The organism is Rhizobium sp. ZW T2_16, assembly GCF_044987325.1.
GTDB lineage: Bacteria > Pseudomonadota > Alphaproteobacteria > Rhizobiales > Rhizobiaceae > Neorhizobium > Neorhizobium cellulosilyticum.
Genome location: NZ_JBJDRG010000029.1, coordinates 1 through 18,538 on the forward strand (window position 1 = coordinate 1; position 18,538 = coordinate 18,538).

13 protein-coding genes are annotated in these 18,538 nt (G+C 58.1%); 5 read left to right on the plus strand and 8 right to left on the minus strand.

Annotated elements, in window-relative coordinates:
* The first annotated feature begins 881 nt into the window (after positions 1 to 881).
* The 4 genes from ACI3K0_RS28310 to ACI3K0_RS28325 all read left to right on the plus strand — a co-directional run bounded on the left by ACI3K0_RS28310 (position 882) and on the right by ACI3K0_RS28325 (position 5,405).
* Positions 882 to 3,614: an ABC transporter transmembrane domain-containing protein gene (locus ACI3K0_RS28310; protein ID WP_404946783.1), complete on the plus strand. Its 2,733-nt coding sequence runs from the start codon at positions 882 to 884 to the stop codon at positions 3,612 to 3,614.
* 43 nt (positions 3,615 to 3,657) lie between these two features.
* The gene (locus ACI3K0_RS28315; RefSeq protein WP_148144131.1) at positions 3,658 to 4,113 is read left to right on the plus strand and encodes a Crp/Fnr family transcriptional regulator; all 456 of its coding nucleotides are present in this window, start codon (positions 3,658 to 3,660) and stop codon (positions 4,111 to 4,113) included.
* Positions 4,114 to 4,326: 213 nt separating this feature from the next.
* The gene (locus ACI3K0_RS28320; protein ID WP_286195172.1) at positions 4,327 to 4,875 is read left to right on the plus strand and encodes an ankyrin repeat domain-containing protein; all 549 of its coding nucleotides are present in this window, start codon (positions 4,327 to 4,329) and stop codon (positions 4,873 to 4,875) included.
* Positions 4,876 to 4,907: 32 nt separating this feature from the next.
* Entirely contained in the window at positions 4,908 to 5,405 is a 498-nt protein-coding gene (locus ACI3K0_RS28325; protein ID WP_148144129.1) for a YHS domain-containing (seleno)protein, read from the plus strand.
* Positions 5,406 to 5,416: 11 nt separating this feature from the next.
* Here ACI3K0_RS28325 and ACI3K0_RS28330 read toward each other — a convergent pair whose 3' ends face one another.
* The 3 genes from ACI3K0_RS28330 to ACI3K0_RS28340 form a co-directional block, all read right to left on the minus strand.
* Positions 5,417 to 7,639 carry an adenylate/guanylate cyclase domain-containing protein gene (locus ACI3K0_RS28330; protein WP_206829281.1) on the minus strand — a complete coding sequence of 741 codons (2,223 nt, stop codon included), beginning with the start codon at positions 7,637 to 7,639 and terminating at the stop codon, positions 5,417 to 5,419.
* 649 nt (positions 7,640 to 8,288) lie between these two features.
* Positions 8,289 to 9,386 carry a Gfo/Idh/MocA family protein gene (locus tag ACI3K0_RS28335; RefSeq protein ID WP_206829283.1) on the minus strand — a complete coding sequence of 366 codons (1,098 nt, stop codon included), beginning with the start codon at positions 9,384 to 9,386 and terminating at the stop codon, positions 8,289 to 8,291.
* 13 nt (positions 9,387 to 9,399) lie between these two features.
* On the minus strand, positions 9,400 to 10,104 hold the full coding sequence (locus ACI3K0_RS28340) for a GntR family transcriptional regulator (RefSeq protein WP_148144126.1): 705 nt from the start codon (positions 10,102 to 10,104) through the stop codon (positions 9,400 to 9,402).
* Positions 10,105 to 10,202: 98 nt separating this feature from the next.
* Between ACI3K0_RS28340 and ACI3K0_RS28345 the strand changes: the two genes are divergently transcribed.
* Positions 10,203 to 11,360, plus strand: coding sequence for an LLM class flavin-dependent oxidoreductase (locus tag ACI3K0_RS28345; RefSeq protein ID WP_206829285.1), 1,158 nt, complete (start codon positions 10,203 to 10,205; stop codon positions 11,358 to 11,360).
* A gap of 3 nt (positions 11,361 to 11,363) precedes the next feature.
* Here ACI3K0_RS28345 and ACI3K0_RS28350 read toward each other — a convergent pair whose 3' ends face one another.
* The 5 genes from ACI3K0_RS28350 to ACI3K0_RS28370 all read right to left on the minus strand — a co-directional run bounded on the left by ACI3K0_RS28350 (position 11,364) and on the right by ACI3K0_RS28370 (position 18,538).
* The gene (locus ACI3K0_RS28350; protein WP_148144124.1) at positions 11,364 to 12,461 is read right to left on the minus strand and encodes an ABC transporter ATP-binding protein; all 1,098 of its coding nucleotides are present in this window, start codon (positions 12,459 to 12,461) and stop codon (positions 11,364 to 11,366) included.
* Between the two features lie 9 nt (positions 12,462 to 12,470).
* Positions 12,471 to 13,523: a carbohydrate ABC transporter permease gene (locus tag ACI3K0_RS28355; RefSeq protein WP_148144123.1), complete on the minus strand. Its 1,053-nt coding sequence runs from the start codon at positions 13,521 to 13,523 to the stop codon at positions 12,471 to 12,473.
* Positions 13,523 to 14,527 (minus strand): carbohydrate ABC transporter permease, encoded by a 1,005-nt coding sequence (locus tag ACI3K0_RS28360; RefSeq protein ID WP_404946784.1) that lies wholly within the window; start codon positions 14,525 to 14,527, stop codon positions 13,523 to 13,525. The genes ACI3K0_RS28355 and ACI3K0_RS28360 overlap by 1 nt, the downstream gene beginning before the upstream one ends.
* Positions 14,528 to 14,738: 211 nt before the next feature.
* Positions 14,739 to 16,007 (minus strand): ABC transporter substrate-binding protein, encoded by a 1,269-nt coding sequence (locus ACI3K0_RS28365; RefSeq protein WP_404946785.1) that lies wholly within the window; start codon positions 16,005 to 16,007, stop codon positions 14,739 to 14,741.
* Positions 16,008 to 16,057: 50 nt separating this feature from the next.
* The gene (locus tag ACI3K0_RS28370; RefSeq protein ID WP_404946786.1) at positions 16,058 to 18,538 is read right to left on the minus strand and encodes a hypothetical protein; all 2,481 of its coding nucleotides are present in this window, start codon (positions 18,536 to 18,538) and stop codon (positions 16,058 to 16,060) included.

The window sequence follows — 18,538 nt, forward strand, 5'->3', positions numbered from 1 at the left end:
GCACCGGACGAATTGCAGGAATGAAAGATGTCGAAAGGAAATCTAAAAAGATGTCGCGTTAGCAACACGGCAACGAAGAAACTCGTTTAAAATCCGCTTGACCGGATGCAGGCGATTAGACAACGGATCTGAACCATCGACAATTGAACATGACCGCTAGATGTGTTTTGGGAAATGGCCAGCTTGGGCTTTCTTTTTTAGAGCTTGCCGAGCGGGTCCGTACCCGAGCCGGTATGTCCTTCGATGCTGTGGACCAGAACCAGCCAAGGATGGAAGAGTTCACAGGTCGAGGCCGCCTGCTCTTCTGCGCGCCAGCAGCCTAAGAATGTCCGGCTTCCGGTTCAAATCGCAGCACAGAGGGAGGACATACCGACACCGGACCGACCTAAAACCCAAGCCGACGTTGCCAGCAAGGCCAAGCCCCTATCCGGGAACCCAGGATTTCACCCCCTGCCGCCATCCTCGGGCGTGACTAACGTGCGTCCATCAGTTGTAGTGCGCGGCCCATAGCCAGCACGGTTACACTGCTGGAGCAGCTCGATCATCTGATCCCGGCAGATCGGCCGGCGTAAGAGGCCGATTTGGGAACGCATCATACTCCCCGCACCGATCGAAGATCAGGTATTCCACGAGATCCCGAAACAGCACCTTTGTCGATAGGGCTGCCCAAGCTCAATGACGCAGAGGCATTTGCCGACGCGAGACCCTCGCTGCGATCTGCCGGCAATCACACTCAACGCAATGAAGGCCAGTCCAGGCGCCTGGACACCACTCCAGTTTGCGAGTTTATCTCATGTGACCTATGCTCCGCTTCCCGGTCGGCAGCCTGTATCTATTTGCCCCTCGGTTGTGACCACCATGGTTTCAAACAGGTCGATGCGATGGAAAGGAGCCTGCTCCGCTACATCTGGAGCCATACCCGCAGGCAACAACTTTGGATCCTGCTCGTCGTGGCGGCATCCATGGTACCGTATTTTTTGGCCTTCGACCTGCCGAAGCAGATCATCAATGGCCCAATTCAGGGTAACGGCTTTGAAGCACTGAATGCGCGACAGCCGTTTTTCCGAGTTGTCTACGACCTTCCATTGATCGGGCGTGCGGAAGTTTTCAGCGGCATAGATCTCGATCGCCAGCAGACGCTTATGGCCCTGAGCACAACATTCCTGATTCTGGTGCTGATAAACGGGCTCTTCAAGTTCTACATCAATACATACAAGGGCAGGCTCGGCGAACGGATGCTGCGTCGTATTCGCTTCGCACTCGTGGACAGGGTACTTCGCTTTCCTCCCAAACATTTTAAACGGCTCAAATCCGCCGAAATCGCCAGCATGGTCAAGGACGAGGTGGAACCACTTGGAGGCTTTACAGGGGACGCGTTCGTCCTGCCCGCTTTACTTGGTGGTCAGGCACTGACAACGCTTGGTTTCATCATCGTTCAGAATATGTGGCTTGGTATGCTCACCGCCGGCATCGTAGGGATACAGCTGAGCATCGTACCCCGGATGCGCCGAAGGGTGCGGGAACTCGGGCGCTTGCGCCAGTTGACTGCGCGCGAATTTTCGGGCCGTGTCAGCGAAATCGTCGACGGCATTGGAGCAGTCCACAGCAACGATACTTCCAATCTCGAACGCGCCGACATCGCTTGGCGCCTTGGCCGGATTTTCTCGATCCGCTACGACCTTTATCAGTGGAAGTTTCTGGTAAAGTTTATCAACAATCTCATCGCTCAGGTCACTCCGTTCATCTTCTATGCTTTCGGCGGCTATTTCGTTTTGATCGGAAAACTCGATCTAGGACAGCTCGTCGCCGTCATTGCCGCCTACAAGGATCTTCCAAGCCCATTAAAGGATCTCATCGACTGGGATCAGGCACGCCAGGACGTGCAGATAAAATACGGAACAGTATGCGACCAGTTCAGCGTCGAACCGCTTATCGCGCAATCGGTTCACGCGCCTGCTAGTGGACCGACTTCACGACTGGAGACTTCCATCATCATCAGCAACCTTACACTTGTCGACGATACTGGAGCAAGGCTGCTGGATGGGGTTTCCACCGAGATTAAACCCAGTGAGACTATCGCCCTAGTAGGTGCCGCCGGCAGCGGAGCGGAAGCGTTTGCAGAGGCTCTCGCTCGTCTCATCTGGCCGGAATTCGGCAGCATCACGATTGGTGATCAAGATCTGCTCGATATGCCGGAGTCGATCACAGGACGACGTATTGCCTACGCTTCAGGCGAGCCGTTTTTGCTGCATGGCAGTGTGATGGACAATCTACTTTATGGACTGAAAAATGCTCCAAGGCCAAGTGCGACGACTCACAACGAGCAGCGGATTGAATCGGAGCGCTATGCCATCGAGGCGCGCATGGCGGGAAATGTCGACTTCTCGCCACACGGGAATTGGATTGACTACCAGGCAGCCGGAGCCGATGGGCTGGACGATCTTCTCCATAAGGTCCTGCCGACACTGGACGACTTGCAGATATCCGATGACATTTTCGGGCTGGGACTGCGCTCCACGATCGATACGAAAGAGCAATCGGCCGTTAGCGAGAGGATCGTCGAACTGCGTGGCTCCCTCCGCAAGCGCCTGGTAGAGACGCAGCTTGACGAAATGCTCATACCGCTCGACTTCGATCGCTACAACATACAGGCGAGCGTCGGAGAAAACCTTTTCTTCGGAACCTGGGGCCGGGGGACCTCATCTGACTTGGACGTGATCACACACCCCTGTTTCCAGCGGGTTTTGAATTCGACCGGCCTCGATCATAGCCTCTATGAAATGGGTTTGGAGATCGCTGAAATCACCGTCGAACTCTTCCGCGACGTGGCACCCCAGCATTCTTTCTTTCGCAGGCTGACATTCATGGCTGCGGAAGAAATTCCGATCTATCAGGCAACGCTGTCGCGATGCCGCGGGCTTCGCTTTGAGCACATCCCTCCTAAAGATCGCGCATCGATTATCGTGCTGAGCCTGGCTTATATCGAACCCATCCACCGCTTCGGCATTCTCACCGAGCCACTGATGGACCAGCTTGTGGCCGCGCGGAAACTCTTTCATACGGACATTCCCGACGACATAGCAAACCTGATTGACCGCCATGATCCCGAGCGCGTTACCGCATCGGCAACGGTACTCGACAATGTGTTGTTCGGCCGCATCGCCTCTCAGGTGGCCGACGCCGATGCCCATATTCAGACCGTTGTGAAGGAGCTGTTTCGCGCGGCGGGTCTTTATGAGAATGTCTTGTCGCTCGGCCTGCAGTTTGATGTTGGCGCTGGAGGAAAACGCCTTTCGCTGGCTCAGCGGCAAAAGCTCAATCTTGCTCGTGCGTTGATGAAACGATCGGACTTCACTATATTCAACAGGCCTTTGTCGGCGCTTGACCAGCGGGTTGACGAAGAGATCACACGGGGCATCGTCAAACGGAGAAACAAGGCGGAGCAAGCCGCCACTATCCTGTGGGGCCTTTCCGATCCGCGTGTGGCGCAAATTTTCGATCGGGTGCTATTTTTTCAGCGTGGATCGTTGATCGGCAATGGGACCTATTTTGAACTAGCGCGGTCAAATGCCGCGTTTCGAGAGTTCCTAGACTTGCCGTCCGACCACCGATGAACATCGAGATGCTATAGAAAAATATCTTGCTGGAGAGACTAAATTGCTTAGCGATGAGGTCCAGACATTGAAGGAAGTGCCTATCTTCGCAAGCATCGAGCCGTCCAAGCTGAAGCTGCTCGCTTTCGCTTGCGATCGCATGACATACCGAAAAGGCCAGGATCTTTTCCGCCAAGGTGACCAAGGCGATGCCGCCTTTGTGCTGCTATCCGGCACGGCAAACGTGATCGTATCATCTGCCTCCGGCGAACTGACCGTCGCGGAAGTTGGCCGCAATGCGGTCGTTGGGGAGATGTCTATTCTGTGTAATATTCCACGCACGGCAACGGTACGTGCTACGTCGAAATTGGAAGCATTACGCATTTCTCAGGATCACTTTCTGGCGTTAACCAGCGAATTTCCCGCTGTCGCTTCGGAGATCATGCGCACGCTTGTAACACGCTTGAGCAAGACAACCGCCGAACTCGTCAAGGCGCGCCTGCCGCCCGCCCCGGACTGACCAACATCTGGTTCAGCGCAAGATGGCGAAGACCGCTTGCCATCTTTTGGAAGCATTGGTTGCTCGAAAACCTGACAACTGCTATATTTCGCCCTCATGATTTACTGAATGCGGCGTGCAGGTGGGAGTGTGCCTGAAGCTCTCCCGGCCAAGGAGGGTTGTGCCGTGATCTTCGATAAATCGATATTTTTACTGGTCAGTATATCGGCCAATATGGCGGCCGCAGGCCAGCTACACGAGGCCGCACGAAATGGGAATCTTGCGCTTCTGACACAGGCTCTCGACGCGGGAGATAATGTATCAGATGCGGATGAGGCCGGAGATTTGCCTCTCATCCTGGCGTCGCTAAGTGGAAATCCCGACGCCGTAGGTTTAATTCTTGCCCGGGGTGCAGATATTGAGGGTCGCAACAAAAGCGGTCTGACTGCGCTGCACGCCGCCGCCTATGCCGGAAACCTCCACATAGTGAAACGTCTTGTTGCTGAAGGGGCTGCCGTTAACGACACCCAAAATTTCTACCACATGTCCCCGCTTCATGCAGCGGCCGAGGAAGGTCATGCCGATGTCGCCGCATTTCTCCTCGCCAACAAGGCGAATATCGAAGCGGCCGAGAGGAATGGCTATACGCCACTTACGCAAGCCGGGTGGCGCGGATATTGGGATGTCGGCGACATGCTACTGAAGGCGGGGGCGACATGCCAGAAGGCTGAACTCGTCGGTGAACCGCTCTACAAAGAGTGCATAAAACGGAAGTCGCCCTGATATGACTTGAGGACGACATCGGGAGGGACATCATGTCCACAGACAGGAAAAAGCGTCATCTTGGGCTGGCTACGCTCGCAATTTGTGCCTCGCTGGCGCAAACCGCAGCTGGCGAAGACTTCGTGAATACGGGCTATTTTGGCAATGTGGCGATTAAGGGATATGATCCGGTTTCCTATTTCGTCGACGGCAAGGCGGTGGAAGGGAACGCCCAATATTCCCATCGCTGGCTGGGAGCGATCTGGTATTTTGCCAGCGCCGAACACCGGGATCTTTTCGTCAAGGAACCCTCCCGCTATGCCCCTCAATACGGTGGATATTGCGCGGATGGCGTGTCGTTCGGGACGGTAACGACTAATGTCGATCCACGCGCCTGGCGCATCATAGATGGCAAACTCTACATCAGTTATGATCCCGGCGCGGCCGATGGCATGGAGACAAACAAGTCAAAGGTGCCGGAATCGCAAAAACACTGGGCCGATGTCCAGCAGACGCTCATATCCGAGAAGATCCAGAAGCAGTGGAAATGACGTTGTTGTAATCAGCGCGCTTTTTCCTCAAGCGAGAAATACTGCAGTGATCGCGGAGTAATATGGACATATGCGAAATTGGCCATCCCCGTATTCACGTTGCGATAAACGGTGCCGCACACTAGGCGATCTAGAAAATAGCCCTCGAACTTCTCGCATAGTCTATCGTCGTTGATTTCGGCAGTGCCGGTAATGCTTGTGTTGGCGCTGCGGTAAGCCGTCTTTCCGTCCGAGCTGAAATACTGGAGGAATTCAGACCCGTTTCGATGCCTGCCAACCCATGTCTGGTTGTCGATCAAAGCCCGCAGGTCCACCCCTGTTATGCGATCTCGGTCATGGCCCTCGAAGCCGAATGGCCAATCCGGAATGCCGGCGGATTTAAGCGCGGTAAGATGATGGTCGAGATCTTCGGTTGGCCAATAGTCATAGAGATAGCGATAATAACTCAGATTGCTTTCCGGAAAGAGCCAAAGCAACCGTGTCGCTTCTTCTCGCGCACGCGTTTTGTCGCCAATGTTTGCGTAGGCTGCCGCAAGATACTCTCGGGCCGGTTCAGTTTTCGGAAGGCTTTTCAACGCTGCCTCGATTAGCGGGATCGCGTCACTTTCCTTGCGCGCGGTATAAAATACTATCCCTGCGAGCAGCTTGAAACCAGGCGCCGGTGAAGGATCGAGCCGGAGCGCCATCTCGATCGTGGAAACAGCCTTCTCAGCCGAGCCTGTATGCGCCTGGATAAGCGCCAGGTTGGCAAGCGCCTCTGCGTCGTTGGGTTGGGCCGCTATCGCGTTGTTGGCTGACGCAAGCGCTTCGCCGCTGTGACCGTCGACCCACTGCAGTAAAGCGAGGACGGTATGCGCCCGGGAATTTCCAGGATCCAATTTCAGTGCCTGTCCCGCCGCGTCATAGGCAATCTTTCGCGCCACCGCGGCCGACCACATGAAGTTGTAGTCGTTACGCCAGACGTCGACTGCTACCCGGGCTATCCCAGCATAGGCGTTTGCAAAGCGGGGATCGAGTTCGATAGCCTTTTGATAGAAAGACAATGTCCGCCGATAGGTATCGACATCGCCATAGATGAATCCCTCATGCTGGGCCCGCATGTAATAGTCGTAGGCCTCCAGACTGTCTGTAGGCATACGGGAAAGCTGTTGCTGCTCCCCTTTGCTCAACTTGACCGAGAGCGCCGATATGATCCGTCCGATCACGTCATCCTGAACGGTGAACAGATCAGCATATTGGCGGTCGTATTTTTCAGCCCAGATCGACAGGCCTGTCATCGCCTCGATCAACTTGGCATTGATCCTCAGGCGTGTTCCGTCGCGCTGCAATGTCCCTTCGAGCACATATCGGACCCCCAGGGCAGACGCCACTTCCTGGATCGTGCCGGATTTTTCACGAGCATCCGAGACAGAATGTTGAGCGACCACGAAGAGTCCGGAAACCTTGGAGAGTTCGGTAATGAGGTCATCTGTCAGACCTTCGGCCAAGTGATCGCGCGTTGTCTCACCGCTCACATTGGCGAAGGGTAACACCGCGACGGATGGTTTGTCCGGCAAAGGATAGGCATATTGTCCCGTCGGCTGCGGGTTAAACAAAGTGGACTGCGCATGCCACCATGTCAGGCTGATCACGGCAATCAGCCCACCGATCACGGTGATTGCAACCGGTACTCGCCTCCGCCATACGAAGCTGACGATTGGAAATCGCCGCAGTGGCGGCGCCTCAGCCAAGACGCGGTATACCCTGATGTGCTCGGAGAGACCCTTGAATTTTCGACTACCCAGTGACTCGTATTCAACATGGATCTTGGATCTGACCTGGTCGTAGGTGGAGCCGGATATCACGATGCCGCCAGGCACCGACAATGCCTCGATTCGGTCGGCGATATTCACGCCTTCGCCGTGCACATCATCGTCCTCGACAAGAATATCCCCGAGATTGATACCAATGCGGAATTGCAGTTGCGCAGATCCAACGGAAGCATCGCGCTGCTCCCTCTTCTGTCTCTGGACATCGATTGCGCACCTAAGAGCGTCAACGACACTATGAAATTCCACGAGCAGTCCGTCACCCAGTGTCTTCACGAACCGGCCATTGTTGGCCTCGATAGTGGGGACCCAAATGTTGTACGTGTCGGATCGAAATTGCGCGCGCGTCCTCTCCTCGTCGATTTCGCTGAGACGGCTATAACCGACGACATCTGCGACCAGGATGGCGGCGAGACGACGTTCCATGCGTCCTCCCAATGTCAGTGAGGTTACAACAAACGGATCGTCGATGCCACCGGCTCGCTGTGCAGCCGCAGATACCCTATCGGTGGCGCCACCATATGCCAGGCCTGGTTGACTACAAAGCAGCGCTGCCAGAACTCTGCGTGCCGGACTGGAATATCACTGAAATCGTCAAAAAAGCTCGGATCACGTGAAAGTCTCGGAAAAGACTTCTTGTGAGACCGTTGGAAAATGGGAGCAGAGTGGAGTGCCGCATTTGGAATGCCGTGACCATTACGCTATATTGCAGACCACGCCGAACCATTATTCTGGGAGAGCCTTTTGCACGTCGTTCCGCGCTTCAAGCTATTGATGCTAAACCACGCATCATGAGCCTCTCGACCCGAAAGAAGTTTAAGCGGAAAAGTCCATCGTTGGCCGTACGGATGAATAGGATACGCATCCGTATCTGAAACCTAAGCACCATGCTCTTCGCTGCTGGTGGCAGTACAATCCTGAATTTCGGTATCAATGCGAGTTTGTACAAGTGCATATGGGATCATAGTCATCTCCAACTGCGAGCTTTCATCACAACGTCTCCGCTTGGCTTAAGCCCCTGAACAGGGAGGATAATTGCCCCTGTGAGCCGATTTCTAGATATTGAGTGGCAAACCTACGCTCCAGAGCGAAATTCCAAGACCTGCCCCGTCTCCGACGATTGCTGGGCGGCCAGCCCCATAAGTACCGCCCATCGCCCGTCATCGACCGTCACCTCCACCGGCCCATCCCCTCTCACCACGCGCAGAAACCGTTGATGCTGATAGAAGGTCGAACCGTTATGATCGCCGGCATCGAGAAGCGCCCGATCGACAGGAATGTCGATCGCGCGTGGCCCCTGCGGCTCGCGCGGCGACACGATCACCTTGGCGACCGGTGGGCTCCCGAGATGCTGCGGCCAGAAGCGCCCCGGCCCGGGCACCTTGCATTCGATCTTGCCGAGCGGACCGACGGCCGAAATTTCCTCTTGGTAACGCGCGCCTTCAGCAAACATGCAAAGCTCCAGCATGGCGCGGGCACCGGAGGCAAAATCGACGATGGCGTATCCATGGTCCCATATATCCGGCTGTAGCCCATCATAACGCTCATCGGCATGGTTCACCGCCTGGCCGCCGGATGCCATGATGCGCACCGGATCGGATTTCAGGATCAGCCGCATCAGATCGAAAAAATGGCAGCATTTTTCCACCATCGTGCCGCCGGTGCGGCTGTTGAAGCGGTTCCAGTCGCCCACCTTTGTCAGGAAGGGAAACCGATGTTCGCGGATGGTCAGCATGCGGATGCCACCCGTCGCGGCTTCAGCCTCCGCAATCAACCGCGCCACCGGCGGCATGTAACGATATTCCATCGCCACCCAGATCGGCGCCGGATAGTTTTGGCGCAGGGTCTCGATGCGGGCCGTGTCGTCGAGGCTGGTGAACAAAGGCTTTTCCACCAGAACCGGCAGCGACCGGATCGCGGCGATCTCCTCCAGCTGAGCGAGATGAAAATGATTGGGGCTGGCGATCAGCAGGCAATCGACCGCCTCAATGGCCAGAAGCTCCGCCACCGAACCGACCAAACGCGCATTCGGAGAAAGCTCGGCCGCGCGCGCCCTCATTCCCGCATCAGGCTCGAAAATCGCCACCACCTCCGCATCCGGCAGCAAAGCCAGATTGCGCAAATGCTCCCGCCCCATCATGCCGCAGCCGATCACACCGTAACGCACTGCCATTTCTCCTCCGTCCCTATTTCAGCCGCGACACATAACGGGCGACCGAATGGTCGATCCATGTGCGCGAAACCTCCGCCCGTTTTCCATCCTGCGCTTCACTGATGCGAAACACCTGCACCGCCGGCTCTCCCGCCCGGCGGCCAAAATTTTCCGGCGCCCAATTCGGCACCGTATCGAGACCGATCCTATCCTCCGCCCGCGCGATCCACAGACCGAGCCGCGTGCGGTAATAGAGGTAAAGCGATTCAGACAGGTCTGCCGGCGCGATCACGTCGACATAACCGCCATCCAGCCAGATCTCCTCCAGCCCCGCCACCTTGCCGGACAGTTTGCGGATGCGCCGGATGCGGTGCGCCTCTTTCGACGAACCGAAATCCGGCAGGTCGGCCGGTTTGGGCAAACGCCGCACATCCAAAATGTCCGCTGTCGGCAGGCCTCCGCCTTCCAGCAGCTCCAGCCGGAACATCGCATAGACGCTCTGCGGATCGCTGACGGCGCGCACGTAATTGCCAGAACCCTGCACCCGCTCCAGCATGCCGCGAGATTGCAGCTCCGACAGAGCCTTGCGCAATGTGCCGGTGGCGACACCCAGCCGTTCCGACATCTCCCGTTCCGGCGGCAGTTTTTCGCCGTCGATCAGACGGCCAGCCGCGATGTCACGGATCAGAAGCTCGGTGATCTGCAGGTAGATCGGCAGGCTGCCGGATGTCTGCTGCATGCCCACTCCCATCACGCGCCGCCAAATTGATACACTATTGATTTACATCAATCGCGATGTTACGCAACAGTCAATCGATCTCGGGGAGGAGAATTCCGATGACCGTTGTACCCGTCCGATCCGCCGATCTCGATGCCTCGGAAATCTCGTGGTTTTCCTCGCTTTGTTCCGATGATTACGCCTTTCTCGGCGTGCCGGATGGCGCTTTGCGCTCCAGCTTCGAACACTGTTCCGCTATCGTGAAAAAGGCAGAGGCGCTGGGTTTTCGCAACATTCTCTGCCCCTCCTCCTATCAGGTCGGGCAGGATACGCTGAGCTTTGTCGCCGCCTGCGCGCCGATCACGCAGAACATCAACATGCTGGCGGCGATCCGTTGCGGTGAAATGCAGCCGATCATGCTGGCCCGCACCGTGGCCACGCTCGACCATATGCTGAAGGGCCGGCTCACCCTCAACGTTATCAGTTCGGATTTTCCGGGCGAAGTCGCCGACAGCGCCTATCGTTACCGTCGCAGCCATGAGGTCGTTGAGATCCTGCGACAGGCCTGGACGCGTGACACGATCGACCACGACGGCGAAATCTACCAATTCAAGAACGTTTCCACCGATCCCGCTCGTCCCTACCAGCAGAATGGTGGGCCGCTTCTCTATTTCGGCGGTTATTCACCCGATGCGCTGGAGCTTTGCGGGGCGCAATGCGACGTTTACCTGATGTGGCCGGAACCCAAGGAACAGCTGGCGGAACGCATGCGCGCCGTGCATGCCCGCGCAGAGGTGCATGGGCGGGTGCTGGATTACGGCCTGCGGGTGCACATGATCGTGCGGGATACCGAACAGGAGGCGCGCGAATATGCCGAACATATCGTCTCGAAACTCGATGACGAATACGGCAAACTGATCCGCGAACGCGCGCATGACAGCATCTCGCTCGGCGTATCGCATCAGGCGCGGGCGCGGGAACTGGCCGACCAGTTCGGTTATGTCGAGCGACATTTGTGGACCGGCATCGGCCGCGCCCGTTCCGGCTGCGGTGCCGCCATTGTTGGCTCCACCGATCAGGTGCTGTCGGAAATCGAGGCCTATCGAAAGATGGGCATCCGCGCCTTCATCTTTTCCGGTTATCCGCATCTGGACGAGGCCGAACATTTTGGCACAAAAATTTTGCCACAGCTGAAAACCTGCTCGCTGCCGCATGAATATGGCCGCGTGCCAAAAGACACACCCGCCACACCGCTTGGCACCGGCGAGCGTCGATAGGATTTACGCCCCGCTTCCCGGATGGGTGAACAGGCGGTGGCCATTGTCATCAAATACATGCAGGACCGGTTTCGACAGGTCGAAATGCACCCTGTCGCCCGCGTTCAGCTTCTGCTGGCCCGGCAGGACCGCCAGCAGCTTTTCGCCGCCGATATCGCCATGCACAACGGTTTCCGATCCCAGCGCCTCGACGAGATAAATCTTTGCCACCGGATGTTGCGGATCGTTGCTGACGACCAGATGCTGCGGCCGGACACCAACCGTCACCTTGTCGCCCACATGCAGCTTCGCATGCCCGGTCTGCAGGTCCGCACGATAACCACCGGCGAAGGACAATGTCGCCGAACCGGCGGACACGGCCAGCACATCAGCCTTCAAAAAATTCATGTGCGGCGCGCCCATAAAGCCCGCCACGAACCGGTTTGCCGGCTCGTTATAAAGCTCCAGCGGCGTCCCCACCTGCTCTATCTTGCCGGCCCGCATCACCACGATGCGGTGCGCAAGCGTCATCGCCTCCACCTGATCATGGGTGACATAAATCATCGTAGACCCCAGCCGCGCATGCAGCGCCGCCAGTTCCGCACGGGTCGAAACACGCAGTTCGGCATCAAGGTTGGAGAGCGGCTCGTCCAGCAGGAAAGCCGTCGGGCGGCGCACGATTGCGCGGCCGATGGCGACACGCTGGCGCTGCCCCCCGGAAAGCTGCCCCGGACGACGGTCCATATAGGCCTCAATCTCCAGCATGCGCGCGGCTTCGTTGATGCGATCTGATATCTCCACCTTCGGCATGTTGGAGTTTTCCAGCCCGAAGGCGAGGTTCTGGCGCACGCTCATATGCGGATAGAGCGCATAGGACTGGAACACCATGGCTAGCCCACGATCGGCCGCCGTCACCTCGTTGACGCGCTTGCCGTCAATCTGGATTTCGCCGCCCGTCACCTTTTCCAGCCCGGCAATGGTGCGCAGAAGCGTCGATTTTCCACAGCCGGACGGGCCGACAAAAACGACGAATTCGCCATCCTTGATATGCAGGTCGATGTCTTTCAGGACCGCGAGTGCGCCAAAGGATTTCTTGACGACGGTGAGTTTGATTTCGCCCATCGGTGTCCCTTACTTCAGGCCGGTGCCGGCAATGCCGGTGGTGATGAAACGCTGCAGGAAAATGAAGACCAGCACGACCGGGATCATGGTGACGACGGTCATCGCCAGAATAAAATGCCATTGCACATTGAGTTCGCCGGAATAGATGCTCAGGCCGACCTGCAGGGTGTAAAGCTCACGCCGCGACAGCACGATCAGCGGCCACAAGAAGTCGTTCCAACGCCAGACGACCGAAAAGATCGCCAGAACCGCCAGCGCTGGCGCCGTGAGCGGTAGCACGATGCGCCAGTAGATTTGCCATTCCGACGCCTTGTCCATGCGCGCCGCGTCGATCAGTTCGTCGGGAATGGTCAGCATGTATTGCCGCAGGATGAAGACGCCGGTCGGCGTCGCCACGGTCGGCAGGATGACACCCCATAGACTGTTGAACAGGCCGAGTGTCGAGATGATCGAATAAAGCGGCACCATGATCACCGACAGCGGCACCATCAGCGTCGCGAGGATGACGAGCATGGCGAGCGAGCGGCCCTTGAACTCGTATTTAGACAACGCGAATGCCGCCATGGAATTGACCACCAGCGTGATCACCGTTGCCACCACCGTCACGAAAACCGAGTTCCAGAGATAGCGCAGAAAATCGAAATGCACGAAGGGTTCGGTATAGTTTTCCGTGGCGAACGACATTGTGCGCACCGGGGCGCGGTCGTTGATGTTGACCTTGAAGATCTCGCCCGGCGCCTTGGGATCGACCATCTGCGCCACCAGTCCGATACGCCGCACTTCGGCGAGAACCCGCGTCGAACCGTCCGGCATCTTCGCGTCATAGAGCATCAAAGGCTTGTCGTAGCCTTCGACGGTCGCCTGACTGGTGACATAGGGCAGGATCGATGGCGGGAATTCTGCCAGCGCGGCCGGGGTCTTCAGCGAGGAAAACACCAGCCAGACGGCAGGGCCGAACATGATGATCAACCCGCCGACCAGCCAGACCCAGGTAAAGACATCGGTCCAGTGCCAGCCCTTGCCGCCTTTCCGGCGCAGGATGAAACGCGCAACCTTTCCCATCAGCGTTTCCCCTTGTTTTCGCCGCGCTTGCCGATGCCGAGCTGGATCAACGTCAGCACCACCAGCACACCGCCCATCAGGATGGAGGCGGCGGCCGCCAGACCCGGATTGCGCAGCGCCGAGGCAAAGCCGGTTTCATAGATATATTGCGTCAGGAACAGGGTACTCGTGCCCGGCCCACCGCCGGTCAGCACGTAGATTTCGTCAAACACCTGCACGGACTTGATCAGCGCCAGCACCACGACGACCAGAAGGTTCGGTGCCAGAAGCGGCAGGGTGATGCGCCAGAAGACGCGCGCCGGCTTGGTGCCGTCCATCTCCGCCGCCTCATAGAGATCTTTCGGGATCGCCTGAAGGCCCGCCAGAATGATCAGCGCGTAAAACCCCATATGCGCCCAGAGCGACACACCGATCGTGGCGGCAAAGGTCCAGCTGCGGTCGGTCAGCCATGTGTATGGGTCCATGCCGAACTGATAGAGACCAAAATTCAGGAGGCCCTGACGCTGCAGAATCCATTTCCAGATCAGTCCGACCACGACTGGCGACAGCAGCACGGGAAAGAAGAATACGGCGCGCCAGAATGACCGGGCGGCAAGTTCGCGGTTGAGGATCAACGCCGTGATCAACGCCGTCAGGATCATCAGCGAAACCTGCAGGACCACGAACCAGAACGTGTTTCCGACGGCGGTCCAGAAGGCATCCTCCTGGCACGACATCGGATCGAGATAGTTCTGGCATTCGAACAGGCGCGAATATTGCGCGCCGCCGATGAAGTCGCGTTCGGAGAGGAAAAAGGCGGTGCCGCCGGTCATCGAGTAGACGAAGTTGATGACGAGAGGCAGCAGCACGAAAATGCCGAAGATCAGCATGTTCGGCGCGAGGAAAAACGCCGCCATGCCACCGATGCCGGTCGCCTTTTGCAGGCGGCGCAGCGGCGCATCGATGATGCGCATGATGGCGTTGATGGGTGCCATCAGGATGGCGGAGAGAGATGGTGTGGTCATGGTCGTGTCTTCTCCTCCATTACCGTCGAATTTTGTCGTTTCGCCACCTCCAAAATGGGAGGGCATATGAAGCCGGGACAGTGCGCCCAGCCGATCTCCCCCCTTGAGGGGGAGATCGAAGGGAGCAAGAGGCACTGCCTCACCTCCATCTGCAAAGGCCCTCGGCCTGCGGAAAGATCAGCGGGGCGCAGCGCCTCAACTTCAGCACTAACTACTTGCCCGCATCCTTAACCTTCTGGGCGATATCCGCATCGATGCGCGTAAACGCATCATCGATCTTCAATTCACCCGCCAGCGTCTGGCCGATGCGGGTAACGATCGCCGCATAAACCGTGTCGGACCAGCGCCAGCCCGGCAGTTTCAGCGCCGCTTCGGATGTTGTCTTGGTGGATTCCACGAAGACATTCAGCGCGGCCTTGGCCTGTTCATTGTCCGACTTGAAATCGAGACCACCCTTGTCGACCACCGCCTTGTGGCCGGGCAGGAACAGCGTGCGTTCGGAAAATTCCTTGACGATTTTTTCCTGCGCGAACCAGTCCATCACGGTGGCGACGTCCTCCTGGTTCTTGGTGTATTTCACCGCCACCAGAGCGGCACCACCCGGCATGCCGGTGCAGGCGGCCGGGCCGCAGGGGCTGCCGACCGCAACCCAGTCGAAGTTGTTACCGATCTTGGTGGCAAGGTTTGCCACCTGCCAGGAACCGGAATAATAGAAGGCGAGCTGGCCGTTGATGAAATCGTCGGCCGCAGCGCGATAAGTGCTGCCGGCAGCGGACACCCAGACATCCTTGCTGACGGTGCCGTCGTCAGCCCAGCCGACAAATTTGGTGAGATAGTCCTTCGCACCCTTGTCGAGCGGTGCCGGCTTGCCGTCGGAGCCCACATAATTGGCGCCATAGGAAAGAAGCGGCGCGGTGATGCGATGGCCGGAGCGATCGATCGCCATGGCGAACGGCACCTGCTGGCTTTCCTGCACCTTCTTCGAGGCGGCAGCCCAGTCTTCCCAAGTCGCCTTCGGACCGGGGATCGGCACGCCGGCCTGATCGAACAGGGTCTTGTTGGCATAACCGCCGGTCAGGGTGATCTGCGTCATGAAACCGGAAATCTGGTTGGAACCGTCCGGCCGCATCCAGTCCGCCTGGCTGCCATAATTGTCGTCCCAATATTTGGCGTCCTTCACCAGCGGGCGCAGGTCCAGCCAGTGTTTCGACAGTTCCTTGATGGCGGTGACGCGGGCGATATCCGGCCCGTTGCCGGCTTCCAGCTGCACCGGCAGCTGTTCCTTGATGACGCTATAGGCAACATTGTCGAGAATGACGTTGATGCCGGGATTTTCCTTCATGAAACGCCCGACAAGGTCTTTCATCACCTCGCCTTCGACGCCATCGGAATACCACATGATACGCACATCGCCGGCATGGGCCGCCGTCGAGGTGAGAAGCGCGAGCGCAAGGCCCGCCACAAGCGATCTGGTCTTCATGCACGTTTCCTCCCATTGTGGACAAGGCCTCCCAACCCGTCCGGTGACGACTAGACGCCAAGCAAGATTGCTTCGCCCCTCACGCTGTAATCCGTCCGCGTTATCACGCGGCCTTCAGCCTCCACGGAACCATCGGCCCCGAAACGAACGCTACCATATTCCGGGTCTTCGACAATGATGACACCATCCGGCCCATGTTCGGCGGCCAGATCGCCAAACCGGCTTTCCACCGAGGTCAGATCGCCGGCCTCGCAGACACGCACGATCCAGCGGGTTTTCTGGCCGTATTGCCGCAATTCGGCACCGGCCGAAGGGCCATCATCTGTGGCGTGAAGATTGGAACCGGCTCGTAAAAGCACGGCCCCCTCACCCGAACGGGCAAGTGCCAGACTGCCCGAAACGCGGCTTTCGTCGAACTCGGCCTTTGGGAACCAGGCATGGGTAAAATCCGGCTGTTCCTCATAAGTGGTGAATTCCACGACGGCGAGGCCGCGATATTGCTGCACGCGAGGAATGGTGCCGCAACCTCCCCAATAGGATGGACGCCCGTAACCGAACTGGATCGTTTCGCCCGGATGGTTGATCCAGATCGCCGCTTCCGGCTTGTCACCAATGCGCAGATGCAGCACGGTTTCCTGATATCCCCATTCGTCCCAGCGGTAATGCACCGTCGATCCCATGGCGAAATTTTTGCCCTTGTAATGATAAAGCGCCGCAAACGCGTTTTCGCCCTGCGCAAACCGCCATTCCTGATGGTCGGCGCCCTTGTGATCGGCAATTGCTGCAAATTCATCGGGGATGACCAGCCCATGGTCGCGCAGGCAGACAGCCATCTGCGGCAGGCAGTGCACGCGGCGGCCATAAAAACCCTTGCCCCAGAGCAGGCGGGCAACCGCCGAAAGCTCCAGCGAACGACCGGCGCAGAGCGTATGTTCGTAGGACCGCCCCTGCGCCGCTGTCACCATGCCATGATGCGCCGAACGGGCGATGATTTCGGCCAACCGCACGATGCCGGCCTTGGCGCGGTCAGCGATATCCTTGTCCGGAGACAGGGCTGCCAGCGCCGTCAGGCCTTTCAGATCGATCGGGAAATAGGGAGCCGAGTTGAACTCGGCCATCTCCCAATGCTCGAAATGGTCGAGCCATGCCCGCACGCGCTCCGCGCCAACCTTTGCCTGCTCCGAACCCTTGCGGCCGGAACGGACAAAAGTCGCTTCGGGGAGCAGATGACCGGCGAGATATGCGGAGGTATGAAACAGCAGCGCATGGTTTTCCGAAAAATACCACTGCACGTCATTGCCCGGCTCATCCATCCAGTAACGATAGTTCAGGATGGCGGCGTCGATGCGGGCGCGCGTCTTGTCGTTGATATCGCCGCCCCATGTCGTGCGCGACCAGATCAGCGGAACCAGCGAAAAATCGGCGCAGTCATGGCAATCCTCGATTGATGACAGGATTTCCTCGATCATCGCATCGGTGTCAGCGCCACCACGGCCACTGGCCAGCCGGGCAAAGGCGCGCACCGTATCGCGCTCGGAATAATTGGACACCTCGGTCAGCGTTTCCGTGATCCGCTCGGAGAGCGACGCCGAGGCCTCACCCTGACGCGCCGCATGGCAGATTTCCACGCCGACCGACCGCGAGGCGACAAAACCGCGGGCATTCAGCGTCACGCGCAGATGGCGGAAATCGGCAGGCGCGTTTTCCGATGGCCCGACATTGAGAGTGCCGACACCGGCCGGAAGCTCGAAATCGTAATCGAAGCGTTCCCGCGACATGAAATCGCCTTCGATGGCGACATTGACCTTGGCCTCCACCGGCAAGGCCTTGGCAAACAGCACGGTGATATCACCACCGAAATAGTGCTGGCGATCGAGATTCATGCCGTCCAGCGCTTCTTCCAGACTGTCCGCCACGGCTCCCGCGACCGGAACCGGCAGGGCAACATTGGCGACGGGGCCGGAAAGATAATCGAACTGGTAGAAATAACGGGCATCACGTTCGGCGAGATCATCGAAGAAAAGCACGATCTCATTAGGGCCGGCGCTCAGCTCCAGTTCGAACTCCTGCTTGGCTTCGAGATTGCGGCTATAGGGCGCCATCCAGCCCACTTCCGAACCGTTCAACCAGAGCACGGCGCCGCCGCAGGTGCCGAGCCGGATCTTTGCAGTGCCCGCCGTCTCCGCTTCGATATAGGTGCGCGTCCATGTGGCGAGCCGCGTCGGGCGGAACCAGAAACCGGAAAGGTCGAGCCGTGGCGAGCCGAAGGGCAGCCACCAGCGCGATGCCTCGAATTCACCGCGCACATCCGGCCTTTTGCCGCGATAGGTTTGTGCAAAGATGGTGCGGCAGGGATATTCATGCGGAATGAAGTTCTTCACCTTGGTGAGGAAGAAGAAGGGGTCCATCTCGCCCTTCATCGGCGCGTCGGGCACGTCGAACCGTTCCTCGGCGATGCGACCAAGCTGCCAGTAGCGAACGGCATCGCCCGGCTTCAATGTCTTGCGCATCCAGTTCTGTTCCGGGTTCAT